At 35.6% G+C, this 16,170-nt stretch carries 13 protein-coding genes; 8 read left to right on the top strand and 5 right to left on the bottom strand.

The genetic code is table 11. From position 1 onward, the window contains the following. Nucleotides 1-80 precede the first annotated feature (80 nt). Both hpaB and NYE67_RS17940 read right to left on the bottom strand, forming a co-directional pair. Entirely contained in the window at nucleotides 81-1,532 is a 1,452-nt protein-coding gene (hpaB, locus tag NYE67_RS17945; protein WP_340726242.1) for a 4-hydroxyphenylacetate 3-monooxygenase, oxygenase component, read from the bottom strand. Between the two features lie 211 nt (nucleotides 1,533-1,743). Then, nucleotides 1,744-3,789 carry a methyl-accepting chemotaxis protein gene (locus NYE67_RS17940; protein ID WP_340730731.1) on the bottom strand — a complete coding sequence of 682 codons (2,046 nt, stop codon included), beginning with the start codon at nucleotides 3,787-3,789 and terminating at the stop codon, nucleotides 1,744-1,746. A gap of 598 nt (nucleotides 3,790-4,387) precedes the next feature. On the opposite strand from NYE67_RS17940, the gene NYE67_RS17935 reads away from it, so the two are divergent. After that, complete coding sequence (locus tag NYE67_RS17935) at nucleotides 4,388-5,242, top strand: malate synthase (protein ID WP_340730730.1); 855 nt, start codon at nucleotides 4,388-4,390, stop codon at nucleotides 5,240-5,242. Nucleotides 5,243-5,334: 92 nt separating this feature from the next. Here NYE67_RS17935 and NYE67_RS17930 read toward each other — a convergent pair whose 3' ends face one another. Further along, nucleotides 5,335-5,775 carry a YtoQ family protein gene (locus NYE67_RS17930; protein ID WP_339214206.1) on the bottom strand — a complete coding sequence of 147 codons (441 nt, stop codon included), beginning with the start codon at nucleotides 5,773-5,775 and terminating at the stop codon, nucleotides 5,335-5,337. Nucleotides 5,776-5,921: 146 nt separating this feature from the next. Here NYE67_RS17930 and nadX point away from each other — a divergent pair, with 146 nt between their 5' ends. The 5 genes from nadX to NYE67_RS17905 all read left to right on the top strand — a co-directional run bounded on the left by nadX (nucleotide 5,922) and on the right by NYE67_RS17905 (nucleotide 11,347). Further along, nucleotides 5,922-6,701, top strand: a complete 780-nt coding sequence (nadX, locus tag NYE67_RS17925; protein WP_340726239.1) for an aspartate dehydrogenase — start codon at nucleotides 5,922-5,924, stop codon at nucleotides 6,699-6,701. A 203-nt stretch (nucleotides 6,702-6,904) separates the two neighbouring features. Continuing rightward, complete coding sequence (locus NYE67_RS17920) at nucleotides 6,905-7,876, top strand: tRNA dihydrouridine synthase (RefSeq protein ID WP_340726238.1); 972 nt, start codon at nucleotides 6,905-6,907, stop codon at nucleotides 7,874-7,876. Nucleotides 7,877-8,032: 156 nt separating this feature from the next. Beyond that, the gene (locus NYE67_RS17915) at nucleotides 8,033-8,386 is read left to right on the top strand and encodes a PadR family transcriptional regulator (RefSeq protein ID WP_340726237.1); all 354 of its coding nucleotides are present in this window, start codon (nucleotides 8,033-8,035) and stop codon (nucleotides 8,384-8,386) included. Beyond that, complete coding sequence (locus tag NYE67_RS17910) at nucleotides 8,367-9,371, top strand: HAAS signaling domain-containing protein (protein ID WP_340726236.1); 1,005 nt, start codon at nucleotides 8,367-8,369, stop codon at nucleotides 9,369-9,371. Before NYE67_RS17915 ends, NYE67_RS17910 begins: the two co-directional genes overlap by 20 nt. A 305-nt stretch (nucleotides 9,372-9,676) precedes the next feature. After that, nucleotides 9,677-11,347, top strand: coding sequence for an SLC13 family permease (locus NYE67_RS17905; RefSeq protein ID WP_340726235.1), 1,671 nt, complete (start codon nucleotides 9,677-9,679; stop codon nucleotides 11,345-11,347). 57 nt (nucleotides 11,348-11,404) lie between these two features. Here the strand turns inward: NYE67_RS17905 and NYE67_RS17900 are convergent, their stop codons facing one another. Both NYE67_RS17900 and NYE67_RS17895 read right to left on the bottom strand, forming a co-directional pair. Further along, nucleotides 11,405-12,289: a patatin-like phospholipase family protein gene (locus NYE67_RS17900; protein ID WP_340726234.1), complete on the bottom strand. Its 885-nt coding sequence runs from the start codon at nucleotides 12,287-12,289 to the stop codon at nucleotides 11,405-11,407. Between the two features lie 189 nt (nucleotides 12,290-12,478). Continuing rightward, on the bottom strand, nucleotides 12,479-12,724 hold the full coding sequence (locus tag NYE67_RS17895) for a hypothetical protein (protein WP_340726233.1): 246 nt from the start codon (nucleotides 12,722-12,724) through the stop codon (nucleotides 12,479-12,481). 215 nt (nucleotides 12,725-12,939) lie between these two features. On the opposite strand from NYE67_RS17895, the gene NYE67_RS17890 reads away from it, so the two are divergent. Both NYE67_RS17890 and NYE67_RS17885 read left to right on the top strand, forming a co-directional pair. Continuing rightward, nucleotides 12,940-14,331, top strand: a complete 1,392-nt coding sequence (locus NYE67_RS17890; RefSeq protein WP_340726232.1) for a hypothetical protein — start codon at nucleotides 12,940-12,942, stop codon at nucleotides 14,329-14,331. 93 nt (nucleotides 14,332-14,424) lie between these two features. Then, nucleotides 14,425-16,044 carry a multicopper oxidase family protein gene (locus NYE67_RS17885; RefSeq protein WP_340730729.1) on the top strand — a complete coding sequence of 540 codons (1,620 nt, stop codon included), beginning with the start codon at nucleotides 14,425-14,427 and terminating at the stop codon, nucleotides 16,042-16,044. The last annotated feature ends 126 nt before the right edge of the window (nucleotides 16,045-16,170 follow it).

The raw sequence follows: 16,170 nt of genomic DNA, 5'->3' as shown, positions 1-16,170 counted from the left end.
GTTTGTCTAAAGGTCGACTAATTTATGAAAGGAAATATTGCAGTCCTTTTGAAAAGGGTGAAGGTAGTATTCAGATTGAGTTATGAATTTTCCTTCTGCTTAAGAAAATCAATGACTACTTCTACATATTCTTTCTTTGGATAAGTATAATATAATTCGCTCGCTGCGCGGATTGAATCGCCAAAAAAGAATCGTTCATATTGCATTTGCCTCGTACCGAATGAGCTCATTGTTAAATCCCAAGCTAAACGAAATATTTTTACACGTTCCTCTGCTGTTTTAGTAGCACCTTGAAGATATTGATCTAAATCTGCTCTTATATCAGAATGGAATGCTTTTTCGGTAGGTAACGTAATCATGCCGCTTGCACCTATGAGTTGAATTATTTCGATGTAGCGAGGGTAAAGTTTAGAAAAAATATTACCGGCAATTTTCAATGGGAAAATTGCTGGGCGTAAATAGCCCCAATCATCTTGTACTGCATTATTCTCCGATTTTTCCAAAAGGGCTTTCATCGTTTCTAACCCAACGATAATTTCTGACAGCTTTTCTTGAATATGTTGATATTCACGGACTTTAATTGTATCTACAAGAAGCTCCGCAATGCCTAGTATAAATTCTGTTTTGACAATCTGCCTTATCGTCACCTGATATTTAGCGAAGTGATGAAACGAACTTTCCATGAGGAACTTACCGGCAATTTCAAAGTTATTATAAAAAAATACTCGCTCCCACGGAACTAATACATTATCAAAAACTATAAGGGAATCGATCTCTTCGAACCGGGAGCTTAGCGGATGATCAAAGGGGGAATCCCCTCCAACAAATGTATCTCGGCAAATAAATTTAACACCTTTCGTATTGGAAGGAATGGCAAAAGCAAAAGCTTCATCTTCTGCGAATACAGCCTTACCGGCCCCAAATACTAACACTTCATCGGTCAAACCACCTTGTGTGGCCAATAATCGTGCACCCTTTATTACAAGGCCCTGTTCATTTTCTTCTACAACCTTCGCGGAAATTGGCTCATTTGTCCGTTCGAAATAACTTTGAGACCGATTTACTTGTGGTGTAATAAATGTATGCGTAAGTGATAAATCATTTTCTCTGACTAATTCAAAAAAAGCCTGAATATTTTCAGGGAAACAGTTTTCCTGTCCCTCCAATATTTTTGCTGAGGAGGCAAAGCTCATTAAAACAGAATTCAAATAGTCAGGGCTTCTTCCTAAAACACCATAAGTATGTCTAGCCCAATGTTCAATCATTTTCCTTCTTTTTAACAAATCGTCTTTTGTTTTTGGCTGTAAAAAAGAGAGCCCAAGAGGTTCACCTGATTTCGGTGAAATAAAAGTCATTTCATCTTTTATTTTAGGATCATGCTGTAGGTCATAAAGAGAAGCTTTCGTTTTAATAAGACCTTTGAAAGCGGGGTGTTCAGAAAGTAACCCTTCCACCTTTTCCCCATCAAACCAAACTTCATTATTTAACTGATTTAGTCGATTAATATAAAATTCTCCATGTATAGCACCCATGTATTCACTCCTTAAATTTCATGGAAATATAGAGCTAGGTCACTTGCTGTAAAGCAACAATTTAAAATTCTTTATATACGCAACATATGTCAATGATGTAAATGGTGTCACTATAGGACGTAAACAGCTGATATTATAAAAAATAGATGGACTAAGAAGTGCTCGCAGCTACCTCTAAGTCCATCTATTTAACGTGTATTTTTATGTGTAATTATAACTTGAATTTTGAAACAGAATCCGATAACTTTTCGACTTGTTCATTTAAATGAGTGGCATGACTTGTTACTTCGGTAGTGGCCGATGTTTGTTCTTCAATCGAACTTGCAATTTCTTGTGTTTCAGCTGTTACCTCTGTTGTCATTTCATGGACTACTAACATGGAAGATAGCACAACATTTTTTTGCTGTTGCATTGTCGATACATCTTCCATTGTTCTAGTAATGGATTCTTTCATATTTTCCAAAGTATCGGACAGCTGTTTAATTGCATTATTAACAGTATCAACAGCTACTTTTTGATTATCGCTAATTTCATTTGTTTGCTGCATTACTTGAACAAGTTGCTCTGTATCTTCCAATATACTTTTAATAATTTCCTGAATATTTGTAGTTGCTGCTTTTGAATTCTCGGCTAATTTTCTTACCTCATCAGCCACAACAGCAAACCCCTTACCGTGTTCGCCTGCTCTAGCAGCTTCAATAGATGCATTTAGTGCAAGTAAATTTGTTTGTTCTGTAATTTGAGCAATTAATTTTGTTACTTGTGAAATTGATTTTGTTTTATCATCCAGATTGCTTGCAACAACCGTTACTTCCTGGAATGCTCTTTCTAAATTTGTATATGTTTCTTCTAACTGATCAACTTTATGAATAGTTGTATTTGCTTCAATGAGCGCTTCAGCTGCATCATCTGCCACTTGTTTTGATTGTAATTCAATTGTCTCAATACCCTCTGCTAATACATGGAGAGCATTAGAACCATCTTGCATTTTTTCAGCCTGTTTACTACTACTCATAGCAATTTCTTCAATACTAGTAGAAACATTATATAATGCTTGTTCATTTTCTTGAGCGATAATTGCTAAACTATTTGATGAATTACGAATTGCATTAGTATTTTCATTTACTTGAAGGACTAAACGATGAACACCATCCAGCATTTGATTGTAATGGTTTGCCAGATCAGCAATTTCATCATTTGAATTCGTTTCAAAGCGGGAGATAAAATCACCACTTGCTGTTCTTTCAAATACTTTTTTTAAATTACTAAAAATCTGAATTAGTTTAATTGACATGAAATAAGCGAATAAACAACCAATGATTAATCCAATAATAAGTGATATCCAACCGTTAATTGTAAACTCCTTTAATTTTTCAGCAAAATTATCTTTATCTATAACAGAGACAATCTTCCAATTGTTTTTTTCTATTGTCTGTATTTCACCCGAATAATCAACACCAGCCCAATTAAATTGTTCAATTTGATTATTTGTATTTGAATCATTTAAAAGCCAGCTAAATTCCGTAGCTAATTCACGAGGATTTAATAAATCCGAAACCCCCTCAATTTTACCGGAGTTATCAGCATTAATATTTTTTCCGTCTCCATCTTCAATAAATGAAGAAACGATAAGACCATTTGGATCAACAATCATCAATTGGGAAGAGGTACCTTCTTCAATACTTTCTCGTATTGAACCAATCGTTGAGAAGTCAATATCAAAGCCGACTGCACCAACTAACTTTCCATTATTAAATATGGGAGCAATAACCGAAGTCATTAATTGATTTACGCCAGTGTCCAAATAGATATCCATCCACTGTAGGTTCGGATTACTGTTTAACTTTGCGAATGTTTGAGAGTCACGAACATCCCAATCGTATGTAATTTCCGGTGTCACGTGTAACTTGCCAGTTTTAAAGTCCATGAAATAAACCGCTAAATAATCACTATTCTGTTCTTGAAGCGTTTTTGTTATTTTGTCAATTTGGGTATAATCTTTTTCTTCATTTGTTAAGATTGCCTCTACCACCTGACTAAATTGTAGAATAGCGGATTCATAATTCAATAAGCCTAAAGATACTTGATTAACTGCATTCTTTGCATTATCAGAAGAGGTTTGATGATTTTCCTCCTCCAGAATGTTACGCACGTTCCACTGACTAAAAACTACAGTTATGCCGACTGCTAAAACGATAGCAAAAGATATATAAATCATCCACTTCGCTTTTAATGTAAGATTTTTAAAAAAATTCACTTGTTTCACGTCTTTCTTTTGACTAAATATTTACTTTTACACCGAAAAGTAGAAAGTTTATCCGAATAAAAGTATATATACGTGTAGGACTAATGTCTATAGAAATTACTGCATCGAGGGCAAAATGCATTATAATTACAATTTTCTAAATAATATTACTATTTAATGGGTATACTGTGTATGATAATTAATAAATTACTTTTTATGGCTGAAGAATTGATATTTGACGGTTGCAAATATTGTTTGAGGAAAGAAATTAGAGGTTGTCTCTTTATATAGTAATTACAGGATGAATGAAGGCTTTTAGAGCTTTGTTGTAAAAAATAAAAAGTCTTATAGAAAATAAATATTTTATTTTAACCTAACTTAAAATACGTTGTCAACAAATAAATTGTATTTTTGTTTAAGAAATGTTATAATAGACTTACAATTGTGGTATTTCGAATTCTGCTGTAAATGCAGAGAGAATTTGGAATACGTTTTTTAATAGTCTTTTTCAAAATTAAGGTAAAAATTCAAACAATTGTGTGTGGTTTATTAGAAGTTATTTAATTTAATAATAAATTTACCTGTAAAAATGTGAAGGAGGACTATAATAATGAATTTAATTAATAAGAAAGTTACCCATAAGCTGTTTGGTATGGGAAGTGTTGTTAAACATAATGATTCAAGTATTGAAATCCATTTTGAAACGGAAAAGAAAAAATTTGTTTTCCCTGATGTATTTGAAAAACACCTGAAACTTCATGATAAAGGTGATGCGAGTTCACTTGAAAAAATTATTGAAAAAAGAGAGCTAGAGCGAAGAGAGGAAGAATGGCAAAAGGAAGAAGAATTAAAACTTTTGCGAAAAAATCAAGATCTTCGCCAACAACATGAAAAACTTATGAAAAACCATAAACTTCATCCCGAATCCCAGATGGTTTTTTGGTGTGATGAAGAAGAGCAAAGTACGGCATTTACAGAGTGGAAAGTTTTCTCTGGCGTTGCTAAAAGTGGAGTTAACAAGGGGAAACCAAACAAACCAATACGATTGTTTGAAAATAGTGCAGTCTTATTAACTGCAGTAGATCCTGACTCGTCAGAAAAAGAAAGACGTATTTTAGGTGTTTACATGGTGAAGGAAGATTTTATCGGAAAGCTTAGCCAAGATGGTAATATTCCTGCCCATTCAAAGTTCAGATTAAAACTTACAGAAGAGGAAGCGAATAATATGCTCTTCTGGAATTACTATGTAAATGAAAAGTTTACTCATAAAATGACTTGGAATACAGGTAAACACCGTTACTTTAATAACCTTTGGATGGCACAAATTTTACGCGACATAGTATCGCTTAAAACTGATCCACAGGAACAAGAGCTGGCACAACAATTTTTTGATTACTTCTGCAAAATCAACAAAATATCAGCTCAAGAGTTACCAAATCCAAATGGTGCATTAAAGCGTATTTAATTTTTTGTTCCATTTTAAAAAGAGAGGTTGCAACCTGCAATCTCTCTTTTTGCGCATTCAAAACTAAATGGATGAATCCCAAATACTTTCCATCAATCAAAAATATAACGAATTACATCTATTGCTTGGTCAACAGTTTCTACGGTTACATTTGCTTTATTGGAAAGTTCCTTTAAAGGGTGAATCAATGACTCTGGTCGAATAATAATAGTTGGCTTGTTCATAGCAATAGCCGTACTTGCATCCATTGCGGTATTCCACTGTTTATACTTTTCGCCGAATAAGGCAATGACGATATCAGCTTTTTGCATTAATACTTGTGTTCTGAAATTATTAATATCCGATGCTGCATTATCTTTATGGAAGTTAGAAGGCTGCTCCCCTAAAATTTCTTCTCCAATATTATCAGAACGATCATGGTTTGTTTGTGGAGCTACGAAGCGTAGTGGGAGATTATTTTCCTTTGCCTTTTGTGCAACTTCTTCCCGCCAATTGTCATGAATCTGTCCTGCAAGATATACTGTCAGTTCCATTCCTATCCCTCCTATTATTTTCACTATAAACTAATACTACCTAAAGTAATGGAGATTTTAAAGGAAACTAATTGTAAGGATGAAGTAGGACGAAGATATGTTATGGTGGAAAGTAAGAATAATAAAAGCAAATAAGGAGATTTGAAATGAATATTGGTATAGTTGGGGCGGGTGCAATCGCTCATTTTTTATTAAATGAAATTAACCAAAAGGACCATAATGATTTACGAATTAAAAGTGTATTCGTAAAGGATAAGAGAAAGTACGAAACAGTTGCATCGCAATTCGAGGTTGAATTATTTACGGATCTCACTGATTTTCTAAGTTCGGGTATTGACGTTGTAGTAGAAGCGGCGAATATAAATGCTGTGAAAGATCTAGTACCAGACATTATAACTCAAAAAGATGTTGTGGTAATCAGCGTCGGTGCATTTGCAGATATGGAACTAGTAACCAAAGTCAGTCATCTTGCACACAAGTATAATAATGATATTCATTTACCTTCAGGAGCAATTGGGGGCTTGGACATTTTACAAAATGCACATGCCCTCGGTAAAGTTACTTATGTTTCACTCACTACTCGTAAGCCAGCAAGTTCGTTAATTACTGAGGAAATTGAGGAAGCTCAAGTCGTATTCGAAGGGAAAGCAGCAGAAGCAATCGAGCGATTTCCTAAAAATATGAATGTTTCCATTGTCCTTGCACTGGCCGGGATTGGTATGGAAAATACTAAGGTAACTTTAATTGCGGATCCACATATTGAAAAAAACATTCATCATGTTGAAATAACGGGAGAGTTTGGGGAAGCAACATTTACGATTAAAAATAATCCATTGCCGGAAAATCCAAAAACGAGCTATTTAGCTGCTATGAGTATTTTAGGAACGCTAAAGAGGTTGAATGAGAAGATTAGAATAGGTGGATAGTGTTTTAAACGTGAAATGTTGTCCTTAATCTTTAGATATATAGGCAATATTGTAGAAGGAAACGTTTGAAAAGTATAAAATAAAAAAGTGTTTTTGAGGCTTACGATAGTTTCAAAGTAACTGATGACTATTATGCTCAATTAATGAGCTTAACTTAAGGGATGAGTAAAGCAAAATCCCATTTTGAGAGGACTTGAAATAGTATGAAAGAAAATTTTTGGAACGATTTACCGAAACCGTTTTTCGTTCTTGCACCTATGGAAGACGTGACGGATACTGTTTTTCGCCATGTTGTAGCGAAAGCAGGCAGACCGGATGTATTTTTCACAGAGTTTACAAATTCGGATAGCTACTGTCATCCGGACGGAGAAAAAAGTGTAAGAGGTCGTTTACATTTTACGGAAGATGAACAGCCCCTTGTTGCACATATTTGGGGAGACAACCCCGAATTTTTCCGTCAAATGAGTATAGGTATGGCCGAAAAAGGATTTAAAGGTATAGATTTAAATATGGGATGCCCTGTACCAAACGTTGCACAAAGAGGGAAAGGAAGCGGTCTAATTCTTCGTCCCGATATCGCGGCAGAGTTGATTGAGGCAGCAAAAGCTGGTGGATTACCTGTCAGTGTTAAGACTCGTCTTGGCTATAAAGATGTTGAAGAATGGAAGGAATGGCTGACACATATTTTAAAACAGGATATCGCTAACCTATCGATTCATTTGCGTACGAGAAAAGAAATGAGTGCGGTTGATGCTCACTGGGAGCTGATTCCGGAAATAAAAAAACTAAGAGATGAAATTGCGCCACAAACATTATTGACAATCAATGGTGATATTCCAGATCGTCAAGTTGGTTTAGAACTCGCTGAAAAATACGGTATTGATGGGGTAATGATTGGGCGCGGTATTTTCAAAAATCCTTTTGCTTTTGAAAAAGAGCCGAAAGAGCATAGCCCTGAGGAATACCTTGATCTTTTAAAGCTTCAACTTGATTTACAGGATAAATATGCGGAAATGCTGCCACGTTCCATGTCAGGTTTACACCGCTTTTTCAAAATTTATGTTAAAGGCTTCCGTGGTGCAGGTGAGTTAAGAAATCAATTAATGAACACAAAGTCAACGGATGAAGTACGTGAACTGCTGAATAACTTTGAAATAAACAAAGTCGAAGAATAAGATCAAAATTAAACTCCTATGGACCTTAACCAGCCCACAGGAGTTTAATTTTGTTTAATTACCAATTTATAGTAGTGTTATTCACAATAATACTGTATGATACATAGTATATAATAATACTGTATGACATACATTATTATGGAGTGAGGTGTATTAGTGAGCAATTTATTGAATTCCTTAAAAATAGAGCTTAGAAGAGGGACTTTGACATTAGCGGTCCTTAGTCAATTAAGAACCCCACAGTATGGATATTCATTAGTTCAATCATTGGAAGGAGCCGGAATTTCCATTGATCAAAGTACTTTGTACCCTTTACTACGTAGATTGGAAAAGCAAGAACTCGTTTCAAGCAGTTGGGACACATCAGAGAGTAGACCTCGAAAATATTATGTTTTAAGTGAATTTGGTTTAGAGATCTTTTTAGAATTGAAAAAAGAGTGGATTAATAATTCTAAGGAACTGTATTCCTTATTAGGAGAGGGAGATGACGATGAAAACGAATTTAATTGAAGTTTATATTCAAGAAGTCACTAGAAGGCTGCCTGAAAAAATGCGTTCAGATATTGCACTTGAATTACGCTCAACAATTGAGGATATGCTTCCTAACCATCATACCGAGGAGGATGTTAAAGATGTGCTTAATCAGTTAGGTAATCCAGCGGTATTGGCAAACGGGTATAAGGATCAGCCGATGCATTTAATAGGTCCACGCTATTTTGATGTTTATATGTCATTATTAAAAATGATTGTACCAATAGCTGCAGTCGTTTCATTAATAACAATTATCACAAAATATTTCATTGGTTTTAGTGGTGAAGAGGCGATATTAAATAGCATTTTATCCCTTGTCGGAGAAGGTATCTGGACGTTGATTCAAGTAGGAATCCAAGTCTTTTTCTGGCTAACTATCACTTTTGCTTTATTAGAAAGATTTGATAAAGATAAGGAACAGCTGCCATTAACTTCAGGTTTAGAAAAATGGACCGCGGAAGATTTAAAAAATGTTGCATATATATCTAAGCAGAAAACGATATCGAAGTTAGAGATTTTCGGGAGTTTAATGTGGACGGCTATTTGGGTGACCCTTTACTTTTATGCTAATCAGATTATAGGAGTATATGAAGGGGATGGCGGTCGATTAGAATTTGTTATTCCAGCATTAAATCAGGATGTTTTACAACAATATGGGTTAGTCGTTCTTATTATTGCTGGTTTGGAGATTGCATTTGCTCTTTATAAGTTATTGAAGGGACAATGGACGAAAAGAATGGCTATTGGAAATACAGTACTTGAAGTAATTTCAACGATTGTTTTCATTAATATTTTAATAAAACCTAATTTTTTGAGCGAAGAATTCGTTGTTTATATAACTAATCTGTTTACGATTACGAAAGAGCAATTCAATGTGTGGCTAATAGGGGGGACAATTATTATTTTAATAATTACTGCCGCTATTAGTATTTATGATGGTTTCAAAAAAGCAAAAGTACAATAAATATTTTCAAATAGTATATTAAAAAAGAACGAATTCCCTTTTCAGAACTCGTTCTTTTTTGTTTATATAGGGTGAATTAATATTCCTTTTGCGTAGAATATTTTGCAATGTTATATAACAATGCTATTTAAAATGTAAAAATTTATATAATACGAGGTCATTTCTACAATCTTTATTATTTTTTATTTTCATATTATTTTAAATACTATTGCTTTTTTTATTTATCTAAGTAAAAATGGTAAAGGAAATAGTAATATTGAAAACAAAGTATTGTTATTTTAAAACAAAATTTAGGAGGAAATGAGATGTTTTCAACAACTTGGAATCGGTTATGGGAAATGCATGACCAAGTAAAAGATATGTTTACTTTTTTCATAAAACCAAATTCTTCTAAAATTGCTTCGGACGGAAATTACAAAAAAACAGGTAATGCAGGTTCGGGTAATGGAGGTGGAGGAGGTTATACTCCCCGCAGTTATACAACAGCGCAAATAGTAGGTCTTATATTAGGACCGTTATTGTTTATTTTAACGTTGCTGTTTTTTAATCCTGAGGGTCTTACACCAGAAGCTAAAGGAGTCTTGGCAAGTACTATTTGGATAGCAACTTGGTGGATTACTGAAGCAATCCCAATCCCCGCTACTGCATTATTACCTCTTGTATTGTTTCCTTTAACAAATAGTTTAGATATAAAGGTAACTTCATCTTCTTATGGAGATGAAACAATTTTCCTGTTTATGGGTGGATTTATAATTGCGCTTGCAATGGAAAAGTGGAACTTACATAAACGTATTGCCATCTCAATAATTTCAATGGTCGGTACAAATATGGACCGAATTGTACTTGGGTTTATGATTGCAACAGGATTTTTATCAATGTGGATTTCAAATTCCGCGACTGCAATGATGATGATTCCAATTGGACTTGCCATCATTAATCAAGTGGCAGACGGATTAAAAAATGACCCTACTGTCAATATTGATACTTCCCCTCAACGTTTTGCATTTGGTAAAGCATTGATGCTCGGGATTGCCTATTCAGCATCCCTTGGGGGAATTGCAACATTAATAGGAACGCCGCCTAATACATTGCTAGCAGGTGCAATCAATAAAATGTATGGTATTGAATTATCTTTTGCTGGATGGATGCTGTTCGGAGTACCATTTGCATGGTTTTTCATCATCTTTACATGGCTTTATCTTGTAAAAATTGCATTCCCATCTAAAATAAAAACTTTACCAGGTGGAAGAGCGGTAATTGACAAAGAAAAAAGTGATTTAGGTAAAGCATCTTTTGAAGAAAAGGCTGTCTTCGTAGTCTTTATATTGGCTGCATTTTCTTGGATTACTCGATCATTCTTCCTAAGTGATTTTATTCCCGGTCTATCTGATGGAATCATCGCAATATTTTTCGCTATCGTTTTATTCGCGATCCCTTCTGTGAATCGTAAAGGTGATCGTATAATGGATTGGCAAACAGCTGTAAAATTACCATGGGGTATTTTACTGTTATTTGGAGGCGGTCTTGCAATTGCTTCCGGGTTTGTAGGTACGGGTTTATCGGAATGGATCGGGTCACAGCTTATGGGACTTGAAGGTGTAAGTGTTATCGTGTTAATCTTCCTGGTTGCAGCACTTGTTCTTGCTTTAACTGAGATTACTTCGAATACTGCCACTGCATCTATGATGTATCCAATTATGGCATCACTTGCTGTAGCATTGGGCGTTCACCCTTATGCATTAATGATTGCAGCTGGTGTAGCGGCATCGTGTGCATTTATGCTTCCGGTAGCCACACCGCCAAATGCAGCAGTATTTGGTTCAGGATATATTAAAATTACAGATATGATGAAGGCAGGCTTTGCTCTAAATATCTTCGGTGTCATATTGATTACATTGTCCATTTACTTCTTACTCCCTATTTTGTGGGACATCGATTTAAATACAGTACCAGAAGTGTTCAAAGTAATGAAATAAATATAAAAAGGTGAAATCGCATCATTGGGTTTCACCTTTTTTACATTAAAAATGTATTTACCAAACTGGAGACCATGATTTTAAAAATTGAATAGTCCTTTCTTTTCCGATGCTAATTAATTTATTTTTTGTTTTTTCATCTAAATCAAATTGGGTCGTACTATAATCTTCAACCGGAATAAAGATAATATTTTTCTCATGTCTACGGGCGATATAACGGTTATCATGGGCATTTTGCATTGTAGTAAATAGCGCTTCAAATAATTGAATGGCATTGTTAATTTCATGTGGTGCTCTATCTTCACTTGCACTGCTTAGCTTCATCCCAAGAACCGGCCGCTTTTTGTGACCATTATCATAAATCCATAGCGGGAAATTACTCAAAACTCCTCCATCAACAATAACAGATTCACTTTTCCCGTTTTTTAAATAAACCGGTTCAAAGAAAAAAGGAAGACCGCAACTCATCCGTAATGCACGTGAAATGGGAAATGTGCTGCCATCTATATTGTAGTGATGCAGATCATCAGGTAACACAATCATCTTTCCGTTAGTTAAATCGGAAGCAACGAGTTTTAATGAATCTTTTGGTAAGTCACTAAACGTATAAATCCCTTTTGTCGCTAGTTTTTCGAGAAACCAATTTTCCAAAGCTTTTCCTTTATATAAACCGAATCTTTTATATAAGTTGAGCCACTTTAAAAACGGAAATTCTTTCGTCATTTTTGGAGGATCCAGCAACACTTTTAGATTTAGTTCATCAAAAATTTTTTCAAGTTCTTGTGCATTAAATCCTGCTGCGATAAATGTTGCTAAAATAGCACCCGCGCTCGTACCAGCTACCCTTTCAAACTTTATCCCTTTTTCTTCTAGTGCCTGAATCGCACCTACGTATGCAAATCCTTTAATACCACCACCGGAAAATACCCCGTCAACAATCATTTACTCTCCCTTTCCTGTCGAATTGATAATTATAGAACGATGCTTCAATTGATGATTTATAACACATTATATGATGATAAAACGAAAGTGGGTTTTAACAGGTAAGGAAAGTATAATTGAGTTTCAAGTTTTTATGAAAATGAAAAGGTTGTTCGAAAATCTACTTCGAACAACCTTAATTATAATGAGTTATAGCTGTTGAATAAAAATCACTTGATCATATCCGCATTCATTGCAAGTTAATAAGTGTGGACAAATTTCATTTGCTGCAGTATATGGATAGCCATCACCCATTTTAACGGTTTCTTCATCATTGTAATGTCCGTATGGATCTAAATAATCAGATACCTTTCCTTCATCATTTAATAGAATATGGCATGTTCGACAATATTTCTCCACTTCATGTAAACCATTGCATAACGGACAGACTGCCATGTGCACCCTCCTTTTTGGATCATTCCTATTTATGTAATATGGCACTTTTTAGTTCAATAATAAACATGTAGCAACTATTTATAGTTACTAACTTTTATCCATATGAAAAGAAGCTAGGCGAATGCTCAATTTATTAAAAAATATTTATTATAAATAGGCGTTCACCACCTATCTTTTCACTCCATATGCTATATAAAAAAGAAATGAGGAAGAGTATGGGAATTGAATTAACAGCTCTCCACTGGATTTATGTAGCATTTATTGCCCTTATTATCATTTTCATGGTGAAGCGGCTCGACACTTCACTAATTAGTATTTTAGGAATATTCGTTATCGCATTTGTTGCAACAGGAGACTTTATTTCTTCTATTAGTGGGGTTTTTAACAGCTTTATTTATGCGATTACAGAACTTTTATCTACTATTTTAATTATTTCTATTATCGTGGCGATGAGTCGGGTGCTTACAAAAACAGGTATTAATGAAGTAATGATCGCGCCGTTTACAAAAATTATAAAAAATCCGACACTCGGGTTTTGGACAATAGGTATATTAATGATGATCATTTCATGGTTTTTCTGGCCTTCGCCTGCTGTTGCCTTACTCGGAGCAGTACTGTTACCGGTAGCAATCCGAGCTGGACTTCCAGCACTTGGAGTGGCAATGGCAATGAACTTATTCGGGCATGGTATCGCGCTGTCTAGTGATTTCATTATTCAAGGTGCACCGAAATTAACTGCGGATGCTGCAGGGATTCCGGTAGGGGATGTAATTACGGCGAGTATACCGCTTGTTATAACAATGGGTGTCGTGACGACTGCAGTGGCGTTCTATCTTTTAAAACGGGATATGAAGCGAGGAACTATTCCATTAGTAGGAACGTATGATAACAGCACAGAACAGGAAAAACCCGATGATTTATTATCGATGACACAAAAAAAATTCTTTGCCCTTTTAATTCCAGTTGCTTTTTTACTCGATGTTGTGGCAATGTCTCTTTTTAATCTGCAAGGTGGAGATGCAACTGCTTTAGTAGGAGGGACTTCCGTATTTATCTTGCTCCTTCTTTGTGTTGTAGCTTATAGGAAGAAAGGGCTCGATCAAACGACGGACTATTTTATTAAAGGGTTTCAGTTTGGATTTAAAGTATTTGGTCCGGTAATCCCGATTGCGGCGTTTTTCTATTTAGGGGATGCAGGATTTCTTACAATTATAGGAGATCACTTACCTGAATCTTCACATGGTATTGTCAATGATTTAGGTATGGGGTTAGCGGCAATTGTCCCATTAACTACAGAAATAGCTGCTGTTACTCTGACAGGGGTAGGGGCAATTACGGGGCTAGATGGTTCAGGTTTTTCGGGGATTTCACTTGTAGGGTCAATCGGAAGTTTATTTGGTACGGCGATTGGTGAAGGAACTGCAACTTTGACGGCACTTGGACAAATTGCGGCTATTTGGGTAGGTGGCGGTACACTTGTTCCTTGGGCACTTATTCCTGCAGCCGCAATTTGTAACGTTAGCCCATTTGAGCTTGCTCGCCGAAATCTTGTACCTGTAGTAGTGGGGTTAATCGTTACGACAATTGTGGCGATGTTTATCATTTAATTTACCTGAAGTTTATGAAAACGTACCTTGGAGTAACGCCTAAATGAAGTAAAGAATAAACTATATGAAATTAGTAAAGAAGGATGGTATATTTTGAATTTTAGTGAGCAGCCTGTTAATCCAGCTGATCCAAATACAATACCTAAATTTATAGATAAATTAGTAAAACCGCCTACTGCAAGACCGAGAGCAAATAAAAATTATCCGGCAAATTCCTATTATGAAATACAAATGCTAAAGTCAAAGCATCGATTCCACAAAAACTTTCCTTTTACCGAGGTGTGGGGATATGATGGCACTGTTCCGGGGCCGACTATTGAAGCAAAAAAAGACTATACGACATACGTGAAATATTTGAATCGACTTCCGGAAAAACATTTCTTGCCGATTGACTATAGTTTGCATGGCGTAAACAACTCCGCAGAAGTACGGACCGTAGTTCATTTGCATGGAGCAAATGTTGCTTCTGCAAGTGACGGTCACCCTGAAGCATGGTATACGAAAAATTACGCTGCTACAGGTCCAGCCTTTAAACAGGAAGTACATGAATATACAAACCACCAGCCTGGTACGACATTGTGGTATCATGACCATGCAATGGGGCTTACTCGATTAAATGTCGTTGCGGGTCTTGCTGGTTTTTATTTACTTCGTGATTCATCGGAAGAACGTTTACAACTGCCAAAGGGGAATTACGAAATTCCTTTACTCATTCAAGATAAATCATTCAATGAAGATGGTTCTATTTTTTACCCTACAGAACTAGATCCACCATTTCCCCTTCCCGTTCCTGACCAGCTTCCATTGCCAAACCCGACTGTCACGTTAGGCTATGTTGGTAATACGATACTAGTTAATGGAAAGGTATGGCCAATATTAAATGTTGAGCCGAGAAAGTATCGCTTCCGCATATTGAATGGCTCAAACCGGAGAAGCTATAACTTGCGTCTCTCCAATGATGAGAAAATAAGCCAAATCGGAACAGATGGTGGGTTTTTAGCTGCCACTGTAAGTATTGATTCAGTTGAATTAACTCCAGCAGAACGGGTAGATGTCATTATAGATTTTAGCGATTTTGCCAATGAAGAGATAATTTTAATGAATGATGACGAGGAATTTGCTGATGAACATACAAATGTTATTATGAAGTTTACTGTAAACTTGCCATTAAAGGGTGAGGATACAAGTCAAATCCCGACATTATTAGAACCTGCAATGGAATTGCATGAGCACCATGCACATACGGTCCGGGATCTTCCTTTAACAAGTACGTTAGACCGTTATGGCAGACTTATGCTGTTATTGGGCGATAAAATGTATCATGATCCCGCTACTGAAAAACCATCTTTAGATAGCATTGAAGTTTGGAATTTGATTAACACTACACCAGTCCATCACCCGATTCACGTTCATCTAGTACAATTTAAAATACTTGAACGTAGACCTTTTAATGTAGATCTTTATGTAGCAGAGGGGAAATTGCAATTTACAGGCCCTCCGGAAGAACCGCATGATTATGAACGAGGCTGGAAAGATACTGTAAAAGCGGATATAGGAAAAGTAACAAAAATTATTATGCACTGGAAGGAACATACGGGGGATTATATATGGCATTGTCATTTTTTAGAGCATGAAGATCATGATATGATGCGCCCGATTCGTGTCATTAAAGATGCACATCCCGTAACACCTCCTCATAGTAACGAACATTAAAACAAAAGGATGGTATGTAGTTCATACCATCCTTTAAATATTGTTTCTAATTTTATTAGAATACTAAACTTTTTCCGCCGTCATTCTCCCAGCGATTAATATCCAATTGCTCGTCAGGACATCTCA

Source organism: Solibacillus sp. FSL W8-0474 (genome assembly GCF_038004065.1).
In the GTDB taxonomy this organism is placed as follows: Bacteria; Bacillota; Bacilli; order Bacillales_A; family Planococcaceae; genus Solibacillus; species Solibacillus faecavium.
Note: the sequence above shows the minus strand (reverse complement) of the source record. Positions and strands in the feature narration are given on the sequence as shown.

Coding starts and splice junctions, on each gene's coding strand:
- NYE67_RS17935 (WP_340730730.1), top strand. CDS start 4,388: ATGAATTTAATTAATAAGAAAGTTACCCATAAGCTGTTTGGTATGGGA.
- NYE67_RS17905 (WP_340726235.1), top strand. CDS start 9,677: ATGTTTTCAACAACTTGGAATCGGTTATGGGAAATGCATGACCAAGTA.
- NYE67_RS17920 (WP_340726238.1), top strand. CDS start 6,905: ATGAAAGAAAATTTTTGGAACGATTTACCGAAACCGTTTTTCGTTCTT.
- nadX (WP_340726239.1), top strand. CDS start 5,922: ATGAATATTGGTATAGTTGGGGCGGGTGCAATCGCTCATTTTTTATTA.
- NYE67_RS17910 (WP_340726236.1), top strand. CDS start 8,367: ATGAAAACGAATTTAATTGAAGTTTATATTCAAGAAGTCACTAGAAGG.
- hpaB (WP_340726242.1), bottom strand. CDS start 1,532: ATGGGTGCTATACATGGAGAATTTTATATTAATCGACTAAATCAGTTA.
- NYE67_RS17930 (WP_339214206.1), bottom strand. CDS start 5,775: ATGGAACTGACAGTATATCTTGCAGGACAGATTCATGACAATTGGCGG.
- NYE67_RS17890 (WP_340726232.1), top strand. CDS start 12,940: ATGGGAATTGAATTAACAGCTCTCCACTGGATTTATGTAGCATTTATT.
- NYE67_RS17900 (WP_340726234.1), bottom strand. CDS start 12,289: ATGATTGTTGACGGGGTATTTTCCGGTGGTGGTATTAAAGGATTTGCA.
- NYE67_RS17895 (WP_340726233.1), bottom strand. CDS start 12,724: ATGGCAGTCTGTCCGTTATGCAATGGTTTACATGAAGTGGAGAAATAT.